Genomic DNA, 15747 nt, shown 5'->3' on the forward strand with positions numbered 1-15747 from the left:
GGCGGTTCAGGGGAACGTGGATCCGCGCCGGGCGAGGAGGCCGTGGAGGGTGCGCTGGATCGTCTCCCGCACCTCGTCGGTGAGGTCGAAGACGGTGAGGGGGTCGTCGGCCGCGTCGGGCCCGAGGCGGCCGGTGTCGACGGGTGCACCGAACTCGATGATCCACTTGCTCGGCAGCGGCACCGCCCCGAGCGGGCCGAGGAACGGGAACGTCGGGGTGATCGGGAAGTACGGGAACCCGAGGAGCCGGGCGAGGGGTCGCAGGTCGGCGATCATCGGGTACGCCTCCTCGGCGCCGACGACCGAGCACGGCACGATCGGCACCTTCGCGCGCAGGGCGGTGGCGACGAACCCGCCGCGGCCGAAGCGTTGGAGGCGGTACCGGTTGGCGTACGTCTTGCCGACGCCCTTGAAGCCCTCGGGCCAGACGCCGACGATCTCCCCCCCGGCGAGGAGTCGTCCCGCGTCGTCGTGGCTCGCGAGGGTCGCGCCCGCCCGACGCGCGTACTCCCCGACGATCGGCAGCGCGAACACGAGGTCGGCGCCGAGGGGGCGGAGGATGCGGTGGGCCGGGTGCTCGTCGTGGATCGCGACGGCCGTCATGAGCGTGTCGATCGGGATCGTGCCCGAGTGGTTGGAGACGACGAGTGCTCCTCCCTCGGCGGGGACGTGCTCGATGCCGCGGACCTCGACGCGGAACCAGCGGCGGTAGAGCGGGCGGAGCACGGGCAGGTAGACGAGTTCGGTGAACTCGCGGTCGAAGCCGAACTCGTCGATCTCGTAGTCGCCCTCGAGGCGGCGGCGGAGGAACGCGAGGCCGGCGGCGACGACCCGTTCGGCCTCGGCGCCCTCGTGGCCGGTGAGCTCGGCGGCGGCGTGGAGGGCGCGGGCGAGGATGTCGACGACCTCGGTCTCGGCGCCGCCGGGCAGCGCCGCGAGGACGGCACGCACGAGCTCGTTCATCGCGCCTCCCGGGCGTCGGACGTCTCTCCGGCGACGGGGCCGGGGGGCGGGGTAGGAGGCGGGCCGGGGTCGGCCGAGCGCCCGGACGCCTCGGGCACGTCGACGGCCCCGGCGGGGGTGTCGCCGTCGTCGTCGTCGCGGAGGGCGGCGGCGGGGAGCACCCCCCCGGGCCGGGCCTCGACGACGTCGGACTCCTGGGCGTCGAGGAGGTCGTGACCGCGGGCCACGCCGCTCACGTGCTCGGGGCGTGCACCGATGGGGCGGGACCCGCCTGCCTCCTCGTGGAGGGTCGGGACGACGCCCCACGTGTCGGTCGCGAACCGTTCGATGGCCTCGCGGGTCGTGTGTTCGGGCGTGAACCGGAGGACCTCCCGCATGCGGGTGAGGTCGAGGCAGCGGCCGTACATCACGTAGTCGACGTGGTCGGGCTCGATACCGGCGATGCCTGCCCACCGGGTGAGCGCGCCGAGCGCCCGGCCGGTGGTCGTGAAGACGGGCACGGTGGGGCGGCGGGCGATGCGCACGACCTGGCGGAGCGTGAGCACGCCCTCGCCGGCGACGTTGACGGTGCCGACCGGGTCGCCCGCGGCCGCCGCGACGAGGGCGGCGACGGCGTCGTCCTCCGAGAGGGCCTGCACCCGCGCGTCGAACCCGAAGGGCAGGGGCACGACCGGGGCGCGGAGGTAGTTCGTCATCGCGCTGCGCGTCGAGGGGCCGAACACGTGGGCGAGGCGCAGGACGCTCACGCCGACGTCGGGCCGTCGTTGCGTGATCGCATGCACGTACGACTCCACCTCGACGGCGTCGCGCACGTGCCCGCTGCGGGCGCGGGTGTCGACGGGGCTCTCCTCCGAGACGACCGCCGGGGTGCCGGGCGAAGCGCCGTAGACCGAGCCGGTGGAGGCGAGGACGACGTGCCGCAGCTGCGGGACGGCCTGGCACACGCCGAGGAGCTGCATCGTGCCGATGACGGCGGCCTCCCGCGCGGAGGTGCGTGCCGAGGAGGTGGCCGTGGCGCGGGGTATCGCGCCGACGTGGACGAGGGTGTCGATGCCGGCCTGCTGGACGATGCGCCCGAGGAGCGGGTTGCGCACGTCGGCGCGGAGGAACTCCGCCTCCCCGAGGGGGAACGGCGGTGCCATGACGTCGACGCCGATGACCTGCGCGACCTCCGGACGGTCGGCGAGGACCCGGGCCACACCCGCGCCGAGGTAGGTGGACACGCCGGTGACGAGGACCGTCGTCGTCGTCATGACACCTCCTTCGGTGGTCGGGCCCGATCCTAGCGATGCCGGGCCCGGCGCCACGCGCCGCGGACGGTGGACGCCGCGGGACGGGGCCGGACGCACGCGGGCCGTGGCGCCTCAGAGGAGACGACCACGGCCCGAGGGCGTCGGTGGGACCGACTTACTTCTTGTTGCGACGCTGGTGGCGCGTCTTGCGAAGCAGCTTGCGGTGCTTCTTCTTCGCCATGCGCTTGCGGCGCTTCTTGATGACAGAGCCCATAGACAAAACCTCATCGATTCGCACCGGAGAGGCCCGGTGACTGGGGTGGTGCGGCTGGTCGGCGCGAGACGACCGGCCCGGTGGAGCCACGGCGGACATGGTCGGCCGTGAACCGGCGGTCATGCGCGCGCGTTTGGAGTCCGCCGCGGGCGACACACGGACGCACGCCGCCCCCGACAGATGATCTCCCCGAGCTTACCGCGCGGGGATGCCGCACGAAAACGGGGCCGTCGCCCTGCTCGACGCCGCCGGACGGATCCCCGGTCGACGGGACGGGTGTCAGTCGAACCAGAGATCGAGGCCGTGGTGGGGGAAGACGGCCTCGCGGGTCTTCATCGTCGCGCGGTCCACGGGGTCCTCGGGGTCGTACCCGACCTCCCAGGACCGCCACCAGATGCGGCCGTCCTCGGAGGCTCCGTCCCCCATCTTCTCGGGGGCCTGCTCGCCGAGGCGTTCCGTGACGTCGTCGAGCCACCCCTGCGGCACGGCGGTGTCGACGGGGATCGGCCGGTGCAGGGCGACGGCGGTGAGATGCGTCCACGTGCGGGGCACGACGGAGACGACCTCGTACCCGCCCCCGCCGAGGGCGACCCAGCGTCCGTCGCACAGCTCGTGGGAGAGGTCGTGGAGGGACTCGGCGAGGATGCGCTGCGCGTCGACCGAGACCGACAGGTGCGCGAGCGGGTCGCGGAAGTGGGAGTCCGCGCCGTGCTGACTCACGATGATCTGCGGCCGGAACGCCCGGAGCACGGCGGGCGCGACGGCATGGAAGGCCCGCAGCCAGCCGGCGTCCCCGACACCGGGTGGCAGGGCGAGGTTGACGGCGGACCCGAGCGCCCCGGGCCCACCGAGGTCGCCCGGAAAACCCGTGCCGGGGAACAGGACCGTGCCGGTCTCGTGGATCGAGATCGTGAGCACGCGAGGGTCGTCCCAGAACATCCGCTCGACGCCGTCGCCGTGATGGGCGTCGACGTCGACGTAGGCGATGCGTTCGACTCCCTGCTCGAGGAGCCAGTCGATGGCGACGCCGGCATCGTTGTAGATGCAGAACCCGGCGGCGCTGCCCGGCATCGCATGGTGGAGACCGCCGGTGAAGTTGACGCCGTGTGCGACCTCGCCCCGCCACACGCCCTCGGCGACGGCACGGCTGCCCTCGGCGATGCGCGCACTGACGTCGTGGATGCCCTCGAAGGCCGGGTCGTCCTCGGTGCCGAGACCGAAGCGGGAGTCCGCGCGGCCGGGTTCGACCGACGCATGCTTGACCGCGTCGATGTACTCGGGCGAGTGGACGCGGGCGAGGACGGAGTCGTCCGGGGTGTCCGGCGCGACGATCTCGCACTCGGAGTCGAACAGGCCGAACCCGCGGCAGAGTCGCGCCGTGAGGTCGAGCCGGATCGGGTTCATCGGGTGCCCCTCACCGAAGTCGTAGCCGGTGAAGGAGTCGTCCCAGACGATGCGGGCCTGTGTCGTCATGGCCGAACGCTATCGGCCCACCGGCGACCACGGCCCGTGAGCGACCCCACCGATTCGCCGATCCTTTCCACACGACGGCGCACGGCGGGCACCGTCACCGGTGCCCGCCGTGCGTCGACGTGTCGTGGGGTCAGCTGCGCAGCGCGAGCACCATCGCCATCTCTTCCTCGATGCCCTCGGAACGGGCGGCGTCGGTGCGGGGCTCGCGCCGGTGCTCGGTGGGGCGGAACCCGTAGCTGCTCGCGAAGGAGACGGCGGGGACGTTGTCGGTGCCGACCCAGTAGACGAGCTGGCGGGCGCTCTTCTTCTCGGCCTCCTCACTCGCCGCGACGACGAGCTGGGCGGCGAGACCCTCACCGCGCAGCTCGGGCTTGACCCAGAGGCTGAACAGCTCGGCGGCGTCGTCGAAGAGCGTCTCGTCCATGCGCAGCGAGGCGATGCCGACGGGCTCCTCGCCCTTGGTGATGAGGAGACGGACCGACCGGCGCATGCGGTCACGCCACAGCGCCTCGTCGTACTCCTCCTCGGTGCTCACGTCGGCGACGAACGCGTCGGGCGACTCGCGCAGGGCGCGCAACCGCATCTCGCGGTACTGCTCCCACTCGTCCTCCGAGAGCACACGAATCGAGATATCCGACATGAGGTTCCTTTCATCGCAACCGGCACGAGGGCAGGCCGACGGGTCGACAGCAGCGTAGCAGCGCACAGCGACACCCCGAGGCCACATCCGGGACGTCGAAGAGCCCTCCGCGCCTCCCGGATCCGGGTTCAGCCACCCATCTCGCCAGCACGCCTGGTGGCGGCGGAGACGGCGGCCGAGAATCGATGGCGTACCGCCCCCTCGTCGAGGACGCGCAGGGCGGCCGCGGTGGAGCCGCCGGGGCTCGTCACCTGCTCGCGCAACGTCGCCGCGGGCGTGTCCGACTCGACGAGCATCCGGCCCGCGCCGAGGAGCGTCTGGGCGGCGAGCCGGACGGCGAGATCACGCGGCAACCCCTCGAAGACACCCCCCTCGGCGAGCGCGTCGGCGACGTAGAAGACGTAGGCCGGCCCCGAACCGGAGACCCCGCTCGCCGCGTCCTGCCACTTCTCGGGCACGACCTCGGTCTCCCCGCAGGAACGCAGGAGATCCACGACGCGCCCGAGCTGCTCTTCGGAACAGTCGTGCCCGCCGGTGAGGACGAACATCCCCTCCCCCACCAGGGCGGGCGTGTTCGGCATGACGCGCACGACCGGCACCCCGGCACCGGCGCGGCCCTCGAGGGTCTCCAGCGTGATGCCCGCCGCGAGCGAGACGACGATCGCGTCGTCTCCCAGGGCGTCGCGGACCTCGTCGAGCACGTCGGCGACGAGGTGGGGCTTGACCCCGAGGACGACGACATCGGCCCCCCGCACGGCCTCGGCGTTGTCGGCGCCCGCGGACACCCCCCGCTCCTCCCACCGCGCGCGGGTGCGCTCGCGCGCGGCCGTGACGCGGACCCGCTCCGGCGGCAGCCCGGCGGCGAGGAACCCGTCGAGCACGGCGCCTCCCATCGCGCCGGCGCCGAGGAACGTCACGGTGCCGGTGAAGTCGGACAGGTCGGGGGCGTCGGTCGTCATGAGGACTCCTGATGAACGGTGAGGGGGTGAGCTGCGGAGGACGGGTGGGAGGCGCACGCCGGACGGATCGGGGCGCGATGCCCATCGGGGCGGGGCGCACCGGGCCTCGGGAGGTCGCGGCGCGATCGGGGCCCGGGGCGCGTGCGGCCTCCGGGACCGACCGCGGCAGCGCCTCACTGCCGCGACGGACGGGTCAGAAGACGGTCGCCCGGACGAGTTCGAGGATCTCGCGGGGGCTGTCGGCGACGCGGCGGGCGAGGTAGGGGTACCAGTCCTCGCCGAACGGCACGTAGACGCGGAGGGTGTCGCCGCGATCGGCGATCTCGGCCTGCTTGTCGGGCCGTACGCCGTAGCGGAGCTGGTACTCGACGCTCTCGCGTGGGCGGCGCAGGTGGCGGGCGAGGGTCTCGGCGAGGCGGATGAGGCGTTCGTCGTGGGTCGCGACGACGACGGTCCCGTTTCCCTCGAGGAGCGGCTGGACGGCCCGCACGTAGGCGCGGTCGACCTCGCTGCGGCGGGTGAACGCGCCCTCCTCTCGGCCGGGTGCCCCCTTGGTGAGTCGCACCCGGGCGCCGGTGGCGGCGAGGGCGACGCAGTCGGCCTCGGCGCGCCGAAGGCAGGCCGGGACCGAGATGCCGAGGGTCGGGCGCTCGGCGCGGACCTCGTGGAACGCGGCGAACGTGACGTCGGGCGGGACGAGGTCCTCGACCTCGAGCGTGAGGGTGACACCGTGCGCGTCGCCGATCTCGGCGAGCTCGCGCAGGCGGTCACGGGCACCGGCACGGCCGGCGGCGCCGAGTCCCGCCCCGAGCGTCGACAACCGGACGCTCACGTCGGCACCCCCGTCGGTGGCGAGACCGGCGTCGGCGAGGCGACGGACGAGCTTGCGGATCCGTTTGACCCGCTTCTCGATCCGTATCCCGTCCTGCGGTTCGGCGACGAGATGGGTGACGCTCACGGCACGGCCACGCACCCCGAGCCACTGGGCGACGTCCATCGCCGAGGAGATCGACTCCCCCGCGACGTAGCGCCGCACGATCTCGTGGCTCGTCGTGCGGTTCTCGGCCGCACGCCGCAAACGGGCGTCGGTGGCCACGCGGAGCAGGACGTCCTGCACGGTCGGACGAGCGGGTTCCACGCCGTCTCCTGTCGATCCGGCCTCGTCGGACGAGGCAACTCGGGCGGACGGACTCAGGCTATCCGCCGTCGGCCCCCGCCACCGTCCGGCACCCCGGGCCCACCGGGCCCACCGGACGCACCGGACGCACCGGACCCACCGGACCCACCGGACCCACCGTGCGAGGGCGACGTCGAGGCGTCAGTGATGTCGGCGCTCGGCGAGGCCGCGGGCGAGGTGCGTGCGGGCGAACTCGAGGGATTCCCGCAGGAACGCCTCACGCCCCTCGGGCTTCTGCTTGCGGGTGCCGACCTCGACGGCGACGACACCGTCGTAGGGGTCACGGGCGAGGCGGTGGAGGAACTCGGCGCACGGCTGGTTGCCGTGGCCAGGGACGAGGTGTTCGTCCTTGAGGGATCCCGAGCCGTCGGTGAGGTGGACGTGTGCGAGGCGCCGGCCCAGGTCGGCCTGCATCTGCAGGACGTCGCTCTGGGCGGTGGCCGCATGGGAGAGGTCGAGCGTGACGTGCTCGTACGGCTGCGGCACCGGGTCCCAACCGGGCAGGTACGCCTGGACGTGGCGCCCCGCACGCCACGGGTACATGTTCTCCACGGCCAGGGTGAGGCCGAACTCGCGCTCCCGGGCGGCGACCCCCTCGACGAAGGACGTCGCGTACTCCTTCTGCCACCGGAACGGTGGGTGGAGGACGACGACGTCCGCGTCGACGTCGTGGGCGAGCTCGATGGACCGGTCGATCTTGTCCCACGGGGAGTTGCCGTAGACGCGTTGGGTGACGAGGAGCGTCGGCGCGTGGATCGAGCGGATCGGCAGGCCGTGCCGTTCGGAGAGCTCGCGCAGTCCGGCCGAGTCCTGGGTGGTGGGGTCGGCGAGGACCATCACCTCGATGCCGTCGTATCCGAGCTTCGCGGCCATCTCGAAGGCCTGGGTGGGCCCGAGGGGGTACAAGGACGACGTCGACAGCGTGACCTCGACCCCGGCGACCTCACTCATGTCGTTCAGCCTAGGTGGCGGGACGCCCGACCGCGGCATCCTCGGCGGGTCGATCCCCGAGGATGCGCCCGGCGGTGCCCGCGTCGGTGACGAGGTGGGTGGCATATCCGGCCTCGAGGGCGACCCCGAGGGCGTGGGTCTTCGTGGGGCCGCCCGCGACGAGGATGCGGGTGTGCTTGGCGCGCAGGTCGGGCAGGGAGATGCCGACGGTGCGGGCGTCGAGCTCGGGCAGCGCGATGTCGCCGTGCTCGTCGAAGAACCGGGAGCACATGTCGCCGACGGCCCGTGCGGCGAGTGCATCGCGCTCCTCCTCGGAGAGGTGCCCGAGATTGAAGAGCATCGCCTCGGGCGAGGTCGCCCCGACGGTGAAGATCGCCGTCGGCGCCTCCCGGCCGAGGTCGAGGATGTGCCGGATGTGGCGTTCCTGCTCGACGATGCGCTTGACCTCGGCGGAGTCGAAGATCACCGGAAGTGGCAGCATCCGGGCGTACGCGTCGAACCCACGGCACAGCAACGTCATCGTCTCGACGTCGTTCGTCGAACGCGGCGTGAGCGAGAGTCCCCCCTTGAGCTGGACGAACCCGACACCGTGCCGCGGCTGCGGGGTGAGAGCGCGGGCGACGGCGTACATCGTGTCCCCCCACGTCACCCCGACGAGGTCGCCGTCGCCCACCTCGTCGGCGAGCACGGCCGCTCCCAGGCGCCCGAGTTCGCGGGTGAGCGCGGGGCCGCTCGGCACGGTGTGGGCGAGGCGCACCTCGACGAGCCCGAACCGTTCCTGCAGCCGCTCGGCGAGCGCGGAGCCCGTCTCGCGCGGGTCGTGGATCTCGATCGAGACGAACCCGCGATCCTTGGCGTGTTGGACGAGCTTGCTCACCGTGGGGCGGGAGATGCCGAGCCGGTCGGCGACCTCCCCCTGGGAGAGGCCGTCCCGGTAGTAGAGCTTGGCGGCGTCGAGGGCCTGCTCGTCGCGGGGATTCACGGAGGACTCCGATCGGGGACGGGGAGGGGCAGGCCGGGCTCTCTCCCGGCCGGCCCCTCGGTGGACGTCGACAGTGTGCGGGACGCCCTTCGTCCTGCCGCGCCGGGGCCCGAGGCGTCGCGTGTCGTCAGCTCGCGACGACCCCGACGATGGCCGCGTTGAGGAGGTTCGTGCACGTGCCCGCGAGGAGGGCGAGCATGCCGAGCTTGGCGACGTCACCGCGCCGCTCCGGGCACAGACCGCCGAACGCACCGATCTGGATCGCGATCGAGGAGAGGTTGGCGAACCCGGCGAGGGCGAACGAGGAGATCATCACGGCCTTGGGCGAGAGGGTGTCGACCTGCTGGGAGAATGCGGTGAACCCGACGAACTCGTTGAGCACCGTCTTCTGCCCGATGAAGTTGCCGACGGACATGGCCTCGTTCCACGGCGTGCCGATGAGCCACGCGACGGGGGCGAACAGCAGACCGAACAGGCTCTCGAGGGACCATCCCTCCTGCCCGAACAGGTGCCCGAGGCCACCGACCATCGCCGAGCCGAGCGCGATGAGGGCGACGAACGCGATGAGGAGGCAGGCGACGATGACGGCGATCCTGCCGCCGTTCATGGCGCCGCGGCCGATCGCGTCGATGAGGTTGCGCGACTCGGTGTCGCGCACGTCGCGGACGCTCGCGTCGTTCGTCGGCGTCTCGGTCTCGGGGAAGAATGCCTTGGCCATGAGGAGCGACCCCGGCGCGTTCATCACCGACGCGGCGAGGAGATACGGCAGCGGCGCCCCGAGGAGGGAGTAGCCGATGAGCGTCGAACCGGCGACGGCGGCGAACCCGCCCGTCATGCACGTGAACAGCTCGGCCGTCGTGAGTGTGCGGATGTACGGGGCGATCATGAGCGGCGCCTCGGACTGGCCGAGGAAGATCACCGTCGTCGCCCAGATGCCCTCGACCTTGCTCGTGCCGAGGAGCTTCTGCAGCCCGGTGCCGACGATGTCGACGACGTACTGGATGACCCGCAGGTAGTAGAGCGCGCCGATGATCGCTCCGAGGAAGATGATGACCGGCAGCACGTTGAGGGCGAAGACGAATCCCTTGCCGGGCTCGGGGAGCAGCGGGCCGAAGACGAACGCCGTGCCCTTGTCGGCGAACGCGATCGCCTCGGTGAACGCCTTCGCGACGGCCTCGAGGGCCCGGAAGCCCGGCTCCCACTTGAGGACGAGCAACGCGAAGAGCACCTGGAGGGTGAGGCCCACGCCGAGGGTGCGCCAGTTGATGCGGCTGCGGTGCCGTGACATCGCGATCGCGAGACCGAGGATGACGGTGATGCCGAGGAGGCCCTGGAAACGCCCCACGCGTCAGCCCTCCGGGTTCTCGAGGTCGGCGGGTCCGAAGCCGTGCGGGAGGATCTCGGCGAAGGGGTAGGCGCGCGGGGCGCCGTCCTCCTCGACGATCACGCTCTGGCAACCGAACTCGTGGAGCACCTGCCGGCACGCCCCGCACGGGAAGCACGGGGAGGCCTTGAGCCCGACGATCGCGACCTTGACGATGCGGCGCGCGTCGGCGTCGTCCGGCCCGTCGCTCGAGACGATCATGCGGGTCGTCGCGGTGCGCTCGGCGCAGATCGTGAGGCCGTAGCTCGCGTTCTCGACGTTGCACCCCTGGACGACCTCGCCGCTCGCGGTGAGCAGGGCCGCACCGACGGGGAAGGTGCTGTAGGGGATGTAGGCCTTCGTCGCGGCCTCGCGCGCGAGCTCCAGGAGCTGCGCGTCGTCCGGGACCTGGGGTGGAGTCGTCATCGTCGCCACACTTTCCGCCGTCGCCGACCTCGCCGACGGCCTCGTCGTGAGCTCCGGCGTGAGTCGCCGGACCGCACCGACCATCCTGCCGTCTGGAACATCTGTAATCAAGGGGGTTGACAAAGGTTCTGCGCGGTCGGAGGGTGGAGGAGGTCGGGACGTCTCCCCCGACCCACCACCCGACGAGGAGAGGGACGAAGCCGTGGCCGAGAAGTTCGACGCCGTCGATGTCATCCGCACCAAGAGGGATTCGGAGCGCCTGTCCGACGCCCAGATCGACTGGGTCGTCGACGCCTACACGCGGGGCGTCGTCGCCGACGAGCAGATGTCCGCCCTCGCGATGGCGATCTTCCTCAACGGGATGGACCGCGAGGAGATCGCCCGCTGGACGCACGCGATGATCGCCTCCGGCGAGCGCATGAGCTTCGCGCAGCTCGCCCGCCGCACCACCGACAAGCACTCCACCGGCGGCGTCGGCGACAAGATCACCCTCCCCCTCGCCCCGCTCGTCGCCTCCTACGGCGTCGCGGTGCCGCAGCTCTCCGGGCGCGGCCTCGGCCACACCGGCGGCACCCTCGACAAGCTCGAGGCGATCCCCGGCTGGCAGGCCTCCCTCTCCAACGAGAAGATGATGGAGATCCTCGACGAGGTCGGCGCGGTCGTCTGCGCCGCCGGCTCGGGCCTCGCCCCGGCCGACAAGAAGCTCTACGCCCTGCGCGACATCACGAGCACCGTCGACTGCATCCCCCTCATCGCCAGCTCGATCATGAGCAAGAAGATCGCCGAGGGCACCGGCGCGCTCGTCCTCGACGTCAAGGTCGGCTCCGGCGCGTTCATGAAGACGGAGGAGAACGCCCGCGAGCTCGCCCGCACGATGGTCGACCTCGGCACCGACGCCGGTGTGCGCACGGTCGCGCTCCTCACCGACATGTCGCGCCCGCTCGGCCGCAAGATCGGCAACGCCCTCGAGGTCGCCGAGTCCGTCGAGGTCCTCGCCGGTGGCGGCCCGAAGGACGTCGTCGACCTCACCGTCGCCCTCGCCCACGAGATGCTCCGTCTCGCCGATGCCCGAGTCACCGAGGACGACCTCCGCGCCGCCCTCGCCGACGGTCGCGCCATGGACACGTGGCGGGCGATGATCCGCGCGCAGGGCGGCGACCCCGACGCCGCGCTGCCCAGCGCCGCGCACACCCAGGACGTGCTCGCCGAGGCCGACGGCGTGCTCACCGAACTCGACGCGCTCTCCGTCGGCGTCGCGAGCTGGCGCCTCGGCGCCGGTCGCGCCCGTAAGGAGGACCCGGTACAGGCCGGCGCGGGCATCGAGATCCACGTCGAGCCCGGCGAGAAGGTGGTGAAGGGGCAGCCCCTCATGACGCTGCACACCGACACCCCCGAACTCTTCGACCGCGCCCTCGAGTCCCTCCAGGGCGGGTGCACCGTCGACGCCGACGCCGCGGAGGGCACCGGAGCCCGCACCGACGTCGTGCTCGACCGCATCGAGTGACGCTCCGCTCCTGATCCCCCAGCACCCCCAGCACCCCCGACTTGGCGCCCTCGGAACGTTCTCGACCGCGACGGACTCACCACCCAGGACCCTGACCTGCGGTGACTCCCGGCGGCACGACGGCGAAACCGTCCGAGGGGCGCAACGTCCGCCGAGACCCCGACCCTCCACCCGACAGGAGACCACCCCGTGTCCCACATCCCCACGCGCGAGCAGGTCGCGCAGCTCATCGACCACACGCTCCTCAAGCCCGAGGCCACCGCCGAGCAGGTGGCGGCCCTCGCCGCCGAGGCGGGCGAGCTCGGCACGTACTCGATCTGCGTCTCGCCGAACATGCTGCCGGTGGAGGTGCCCGAGGGTGTCAAGGTCGCGACGGTGTGCGGGTTCCCCTCCGGCGCACACAAGGCCGAGGTCAAGGCCGCCGAGGCCGCCCGCGCGGTGCAGGACGGCGCCGACGAGGTCGACATGGTCGTCAACCTCGCGCTCGTACGCGACGGCCGCTTCGACGAGGTCGAGGCCGAGATCCGCGCGGTGCGCGAGTCCTGCCCCACGGACGGCGACCACCCGGTGCTCCTCAAGGTCATCATCGAGTCCGCCGCCCTCACCGACGAGCAGATCGTCGCGTGCTGCGAGGCCGCCGAGCGTGTCGGCGCCGACTTCGTCAAGACCTCCACCGGGTTCCACCCCGCGGGTGGGGCGAGCGTCGAGGCCGTCGCCCTCATGCGGAAGACGGTCGGCGACCGACTCGGCGTCAAGGCGAGCGGTGGGATCCGCACCGCCGAGGCCGCGCTCGCGATGGTCGAGGCAGGTGCGTCCCGCCTCGGCCTCTCCGGCTCGCGGGCCGTGCTCGACGGCCTCGAGGGCTGATCGCGGCCGCGGAGCACGACGGCCGAGGACGACCTCTCACGGTCGGGCACACCCCGTACCCACGGGCATGAGCACGAGCACGAGCACGCACGCACACGAGAACGACGCATCGGCACGGTGACGTCCGAGGAGTGAAGATGGAACGCAGCAACGAGGACCTCGTCCAGGCCGCCCGGGAATGGGCGCGGCACGACCCCGACGAGACGACGGCGACCCGACTCCGGGCCCTCGCCGATGCCGCGGAGGGAGGGGACGCCACCGCGACGGCCGATCTCGACTCCCGGTTCGCCGGTCCCCTGCAGTTCGGCACGGCCGGTCTGCGCGGCGCGGTCGGGGCGGGTGAGTCGCGGATGAACGTCGCCGTCGTCACCCGCGCGACGGCCGGGCTCGTCGCCTGGCTCACCGAGACGCTCGGTGACGCGCCGCGGATCGTCCTCGGGTGCGACGCCCGGCACGGGTCGAGCGAGTTCGTGCGGGCCGCGGCCGAGGTCGTCTCGGCGGCGGGCGGCACGGCGCTCACCCTGCCCGAGCAGCTGCCCACCCCCGTCACGGCCTTCGCGGTGCGTCACCTCGACGCGGACGCCGGCGTCATGGTGACCGCCTCGCACAACCCGCCCGCCGACAACGGCTACAAGGTCTACCTCGGTGGCCGGGCCGCCCAGGGCGAGGGACGTGGCGTCCAGATCGTTCCGCCCGCCGACGCCGGTATCGCCGCGGCCATCGCCGCCGCCCCACCCGCCGACGAGGTGCCGCGCGACCGCGAGCGCATCGAGCCCGTCGGGCCCGAGCTCCTCGAGGCCTACCTCGACCGGGCCGCCTCCCTCGCCGGATCGGCCGCGGAGGCCGGCACGACGCCGGCGGACGTGCGCATCGTCCTCACCCCGATGCACGGCGTCGGTGGGGCCACCGCGGTCGAGGCCCTGCGTCGTGCCGGGTACACCGACGTCCACGTCGTCGCCCGGCAGGCCGAGCCCGATCCCGACTTCCCCACCGTGAGCTTCCCCAACCCCGAGGAGCCCGGCGCGTTCGACCTCGCACTGGACCTCGCCCGTGAGGTCGAGGCCGACGTCGTCATCGCGCTCGACCCCGACGCCGACCGCTGCTCCGTCGGTTCCCGCGGCGCGGACGGCGCGTGGCGTCAGCTCACCGGTGACGAGATCGGCGCGCTCCTCGGCGAGCAGGCCGCCGGTGACGACTCCCGTGAGGGCGACACCCTCGCGTGTTCGATCGTCTCGGGTCGACTCCTCGGCCGGATCGCCGACGCCCACGGGCTGCGCTGGGCGCAGACCCTCACCGGGTTCAAGTGGATCGCACGCACCCCCGGGCTGCGGTTCGGGTACGAGGAGGCCATCGGCTACTGCACCGACCCGGCCGCCGTCCGCGACAAGGACGGCATCGGCGCGGCTCTGCGCGTCGCCCGCCTCGTCGCCGACCTCAAGGGGTCGGGCCGCGGCCTCACCGACGCGCTCGACGACCTCGCCCGCACCCACGGCCTCCACGCGACCGCCCCGCTGTCGTTCCGGGTCGCCGACCTCACCCTCATCACCGACGCGATGGCCCGCCTCCGCGCCACCCCGCCGACCGAGCTCGCCGGATCCCCCGTCGTCGAGACGGCCGACCTCGCCACGGGGTACGCGGGGCTCGGCCCGACGGAGGGGATGCTCTTCCGCACCGCCGACGACGACCGCGTCGTCGTCCGTCCGTCCGGCACCGAACCCAAGCTCAAGTGCTACCTCGAGGTCGTCCGCCCCGTCGGCGAGGATGGGGAGGTCCCGCACGGTCCCGCCCGCGCCCGGCTCGTCCGGTTGTCCGAGGACGTGCGCGCGGCCGTCGGCCTCTGAGCCCACCTCGACGAGCCACCTCCGGCAGAGACGACCCGCCCCTCCACGTCCGTGTGTGTGGAGGGGCGGGTCGTCTCCGTGGGCGGCGGGTCCGCGTGGATCCACGTCGATCCACGTCGATCCGCGTGGATCCGGATGGGTCAGGGGGCGGGGATGAGGTCGAGCTCCTGGAGGATGACGCCCTCGCGGAGGGCCCACGGGCAGACGACGAGTTCCTCGATGCCGAGGAGGTCCATCGCAGCCTCGATGACCATCGCGCCTCCGAGCACCTGCCGGGAGCGCGTGACCGAGACGCCGGGGAGTTCCGCCCGCTTCCCCTGGGGCATCGCCGCGAGCTGCGGGAGCATCTCCTTGAGGGCATCGCGCCGCAGGACACGGCGGGTGTAGATGCCCTCGGTGCTCGGGGCGGCGCCGGTGAGGCGGGCGAGGGAGCGGATCGTCTTGCTCGTGCCGACGTAGAGGTCGGGCTCGCCCACCTTGTTGAGGTCGCGGACGACGCGGGCGATCTCGGTGCGCACCATCTTGCGCACCTTCTTGATCTGCGCCGGCTTGGGCGGGTCGCCGGGGAGGTGGTCGCGGGTGATGCGGCCCGCGCCGAGCGGGAGGGAGAGTGCCACGTCGGGGTCCTCGTCGATACCCGAGGCGAGTTCGAGGGAGCCGCCGCCGATGTCGACGAGGAGGATCCGCCCGGCGGACCAGCCGTGCCACCGACGTGCGGCGAGGAACGTGAGCCGCGACTCGTCGGCGCCGGAGAGGACCTTGAGCTCGACGCCCGTCTCGACGCGGACGCGTTCGAGGATCGCGTCGCCGTTGGGCGATTCGCGGATCGCGCTCGTCGCGAAGCCCATGAGCGACTCGACGCCGTAGTCGTCGGCCACCTCGAGGCATTCGCGGACGAACCCGAGGAGACGCTCGGCGCCCTCGTCGCTGATGATGCCGTCGGCGTCCATGTGGTCGAACAGCCGCAGGTCGACCTTGTGCTTGCTCGCCGGAATGGGATGGGCACCCCAGAACGCGTCGACGACCAGCAGGTGGACGGTGTTCGATCCGACGTCGATGACTCCCATGCGCATGGAGGGAAACCTACCGCGCGGG

The 15747-nt window shown here is 72.5% G+C and carries 15 protein-coding genes; 3 read left to right on the forward strand and 12 right to left on the reverse strand.

All coding sequences use genetic code 11. From position 1 onward, the window contains the following. Positions 1-6: 6 nt before the first annotated feature. From MOPEL_RS08305 to MOPEL_RS08350, 11 genes are all read right to left on the reverse strand, one after another. Positions 7-963: a lysophospholipid acyltransferase family protein gene (locus MOPEL_RS08305; RefSeq protein ID WP_009482438.1), complete on the reverse strand. Its 957-nt coding sequence runs from the start codon at positions 961-963 to the stop codon at positions 7-9. Beyond that, positions 960-2216, reverse strand: coding sequence for an NAD-dependent epimerase/dehydratase family protein (locus tag MOPEL_RS08310; protein ID WP_009482439.1), 1257 nt, complete (start codon positions 2214-2216; stop codon positions 960-962). The genes MOPEL_RS08305 and MOPEL_RS08310 overlap by 4 nt, the downstream gene beginning before the upstream one ends. A 154-nt stretch (positions 2217-2370) precedes the next feature. Beyond that, positions 2371-2469, reverse strand: a complete 99-nt coding sequence (locus MOPEL_RS16640) for a 30S ribosomal protein bS22 (RefSeq protein WP_003792170.1) — start codon at positions 2467-2469, stop codon at positions 2371-2373. Positions 2470-2748: 279 nt separating this feature from the next. Beyond that, positions 2749-3942 carry an acetoin utilization protein AcuC gene (locus tag MOPEL_RS08315; RefSeq protein WP_009482441.1) on the reverse strand — a complete coding sequence of 398 codons (1194 nt, stop codon included), beginning with the start codon at positions 3940-3942 and terminating at the stop codon, positions 2749-2751. Positions 3943-4072: 130 nt separating this feature from the next. Beyond that, the gene (locus tag MOPEL_RS08320) at positions 4073-4582 is read right to left on the reverse strand and encodes a GNAT family N-acetyltransferase (protein ID WP_009482442.1); all 510 of its coding nucleotides are present in this window, start codon (positions 4580-4582) and stop codon (positions 4073-4075) included. Between the two features lie 128 nt (positions 4583-4710). Continuing rightward, positions 4711-5541, reverse strand: coding sequence for a pyrroline-5-carboxylate reductase (gene proC / locus MOPEL_RS08325; RefSeq protein ID WP_009482443.1), 831 nt, complete (start codon positions 5539-5541; stop codon positions 4711-4713). Positions 5542-5734: 193 nt separating this feature from the next. Further along, positions 5735-6679 carry a proline dehydrogenase family protein gene (locus MOPEL_RS08330; protein WP_009482444.1) on the reverse strand — a complete coding sequence of 315 codons (945 nt, stop codon included), beginning with the start codon at positions 6677-6679 and terminating at the stop codon, positions 5735-5737. Positions 6680-6859: 180 nt separating this feature from the next. Next, the gene (locus tag MOPEL_RS08335; RefSeq protein ID WP_009482445.1) at positions 6860-7669 is read right to left on the reverse strand and encodes a sugar phosphate isomerase/epimerase family protein; all 810 of its coding nucleotides are present in this window, start codon (positions 7667-7669) and stop codon (positions 6860-6862) included. A gap of 10 nt (positions 7670-7679) precedes the next feature. Continuing rightward, positions 7680-8651, reverse strand: a complete 972-nt coding sequence (locus MOPEL_RS08340; RefSeq protein WP_009482446.1) for a sugar-binding transcriptional regulator — start codon at positions 8649-8651, stop codon at positions 7680-7682. 127 nt (positions 8652-8778) lie between these two features. Then, positions 8779-9996, reverse strand: a complete 1218-nt coding sequence (locus MOPEL_RS08345) for a NupC/NupG family nucleoside CNT transporter (RefSeq protein ID WP_009482447.1) — start codon at positions 9994-9996, stop codon at positions 8779-8781. 3 nt (positions 9997-9999) lie between these two features. Beyond that, complete coding sequence (locus tag MOPEL_RS08350; protein ID WP_009482448.1) at positions 10000-10440, reverse strand: cytidine deaminase; 441 nt, start codon at positions 10438-10440, stop codon at positions 10000-10002. Positions 10441-10642: 202 nt separating this feature from the next. Between MOPEL_RS08350 and MOPEL_RS08355 the strand changes: the two genes are divergently transcribed. The 3 genes from MOPEL_RS08355 (at position 10643) to MOPEL_RS08365 (ending at position 14652) form a co-directional block, all read left to right on the forward strand. Continuing rightward, a complete protein-coding gene (locus tag MOPEL_RS08355) occupies positions 10643-11944 on the forward strand; it encodes a thymidine phosphorylase (protein WP_009482449.1) in 1302 nt (433 codons plus the stop codon). Between the two features lie 189 nt (positions 11945-12133). After that, positions 12134-12811 (forward strand): deoxyribose-phosphate aldolase, encoded by a 678-nt coding sequence (gene deoC / locus MOPEL_RS08360; RefSeq protein ID WP_009482450.1) that lies wholly within the window; start codon positions 12134-12136, stop codon positions 12809-12811. Between the two features lie 137 nt (positions 12812-12948). Beyond that, positions 12949-14652: a phospho-sugar mutase gene (locus tag MOPEL_RS08365; protein ID WP_009482451.1), complete on the forward strand. Its 1704-nt coding sequence runs from the start codon at positions 12949-12951 to the stop codon at positions 14650-14652. 140 nt (positions 14653-14792) lie between these two features. On the opposite strand, the gene MOPEL_RS08370 is transcribed toward MOPEL_RS08365, so the two are convergent. Continuing rightward, positions 14793-15725 (reverse strand): Ppx/GppA family phosphatase, encoded by a 933-nt coding sequence (locus MOPEL_RS08370; protein WP_009482452.1) that lies wholly within the window; start codon positions 15723-15725, stop codon positions 14793-14795. Positions 15726-15747 lie beyond the last annotated feature (22 nt).

Source organism: Mobilicoccus pelagius NBRC 104925, from assembly GCF_000247995.1.
Classification (GTDB): domain Bacteria; phylum Actinomycetota; class Actinomycetes; order Actinomycetales; family Dermatophilaceae; genus Mobilicoccus; species Mobilicoccus pelagius.

Coding starts and splice junctions, on each gene's coding strand:
- MOPEL_RS16640 (WP_003792170.1), bottom strand. CDS start 2,469: ATGGGCTCTGTCATCAAGAAGCGCCGCAAGCGCATGGCGAAGAAGAAG.
- MOPEL_RS08320 (WP_009482442.1), bottom strand. CDS start 4,582: ATGTCGGATATCTCGATTCGTGTGCTCTCGGAGGACGAGTGGGAGCAG.
- MOPEL_RS08370 (WP_009482452.1), bottom strand. CDS start 15,725: ATGCGCATGGGAGTCATCGACGTCGGATCGAACACCGTCCACCTGCTG.
- MOPEL_RS08335 (WP_009482445.1), bottom strand. CDS start 7,669: ATGAGTGAGGTCGCCGGGGTCGAGGTCACGCTGTCGACGTCGTCCTTG.
- MOPEL_RS08310 (WP_009482439.1), bottom strand. CDS start 2,216: ATGACGACGACGACGGTCCTCGTCACCGGCGTGTCCACCTACCTCGGC.
- MOPEL_RS08350 (WP_009482448.1), bottom strand. CDS start 10,440: ATGACGACTCCACCCCAGGTCCCGGACGACGCGCAGCTCCTGGAGCTC.
- MOPEL_RS08365 (WP_009482451.1), top strand. CDS start 12,949: ATGGAACGCAGCAACGAGGACCTCGTCCAGGCCGCCCGGGAATGGGCG.
- proC (WP_009482443.1), bottom strand. CDS start 5,541: ATGACGACCGACGCCCCCGACCTGTCCGACTTCACCGGCACCGTGACG.
- MOPEL_RS08305 (WP_009482438.1), bottom strand. CDS start 963: ATGAACGAGCTCGTGCGTGCCGTCCTCGCGGCGCTGCCCGGCGGCGCC.
- MOPEL_RS08315 (WP_009482441.1), bottom strand. CDS start 3,942: ATGACGACACAGGCCCGCATCGTCTGGGACGACTCCTTCACCGGCTAC.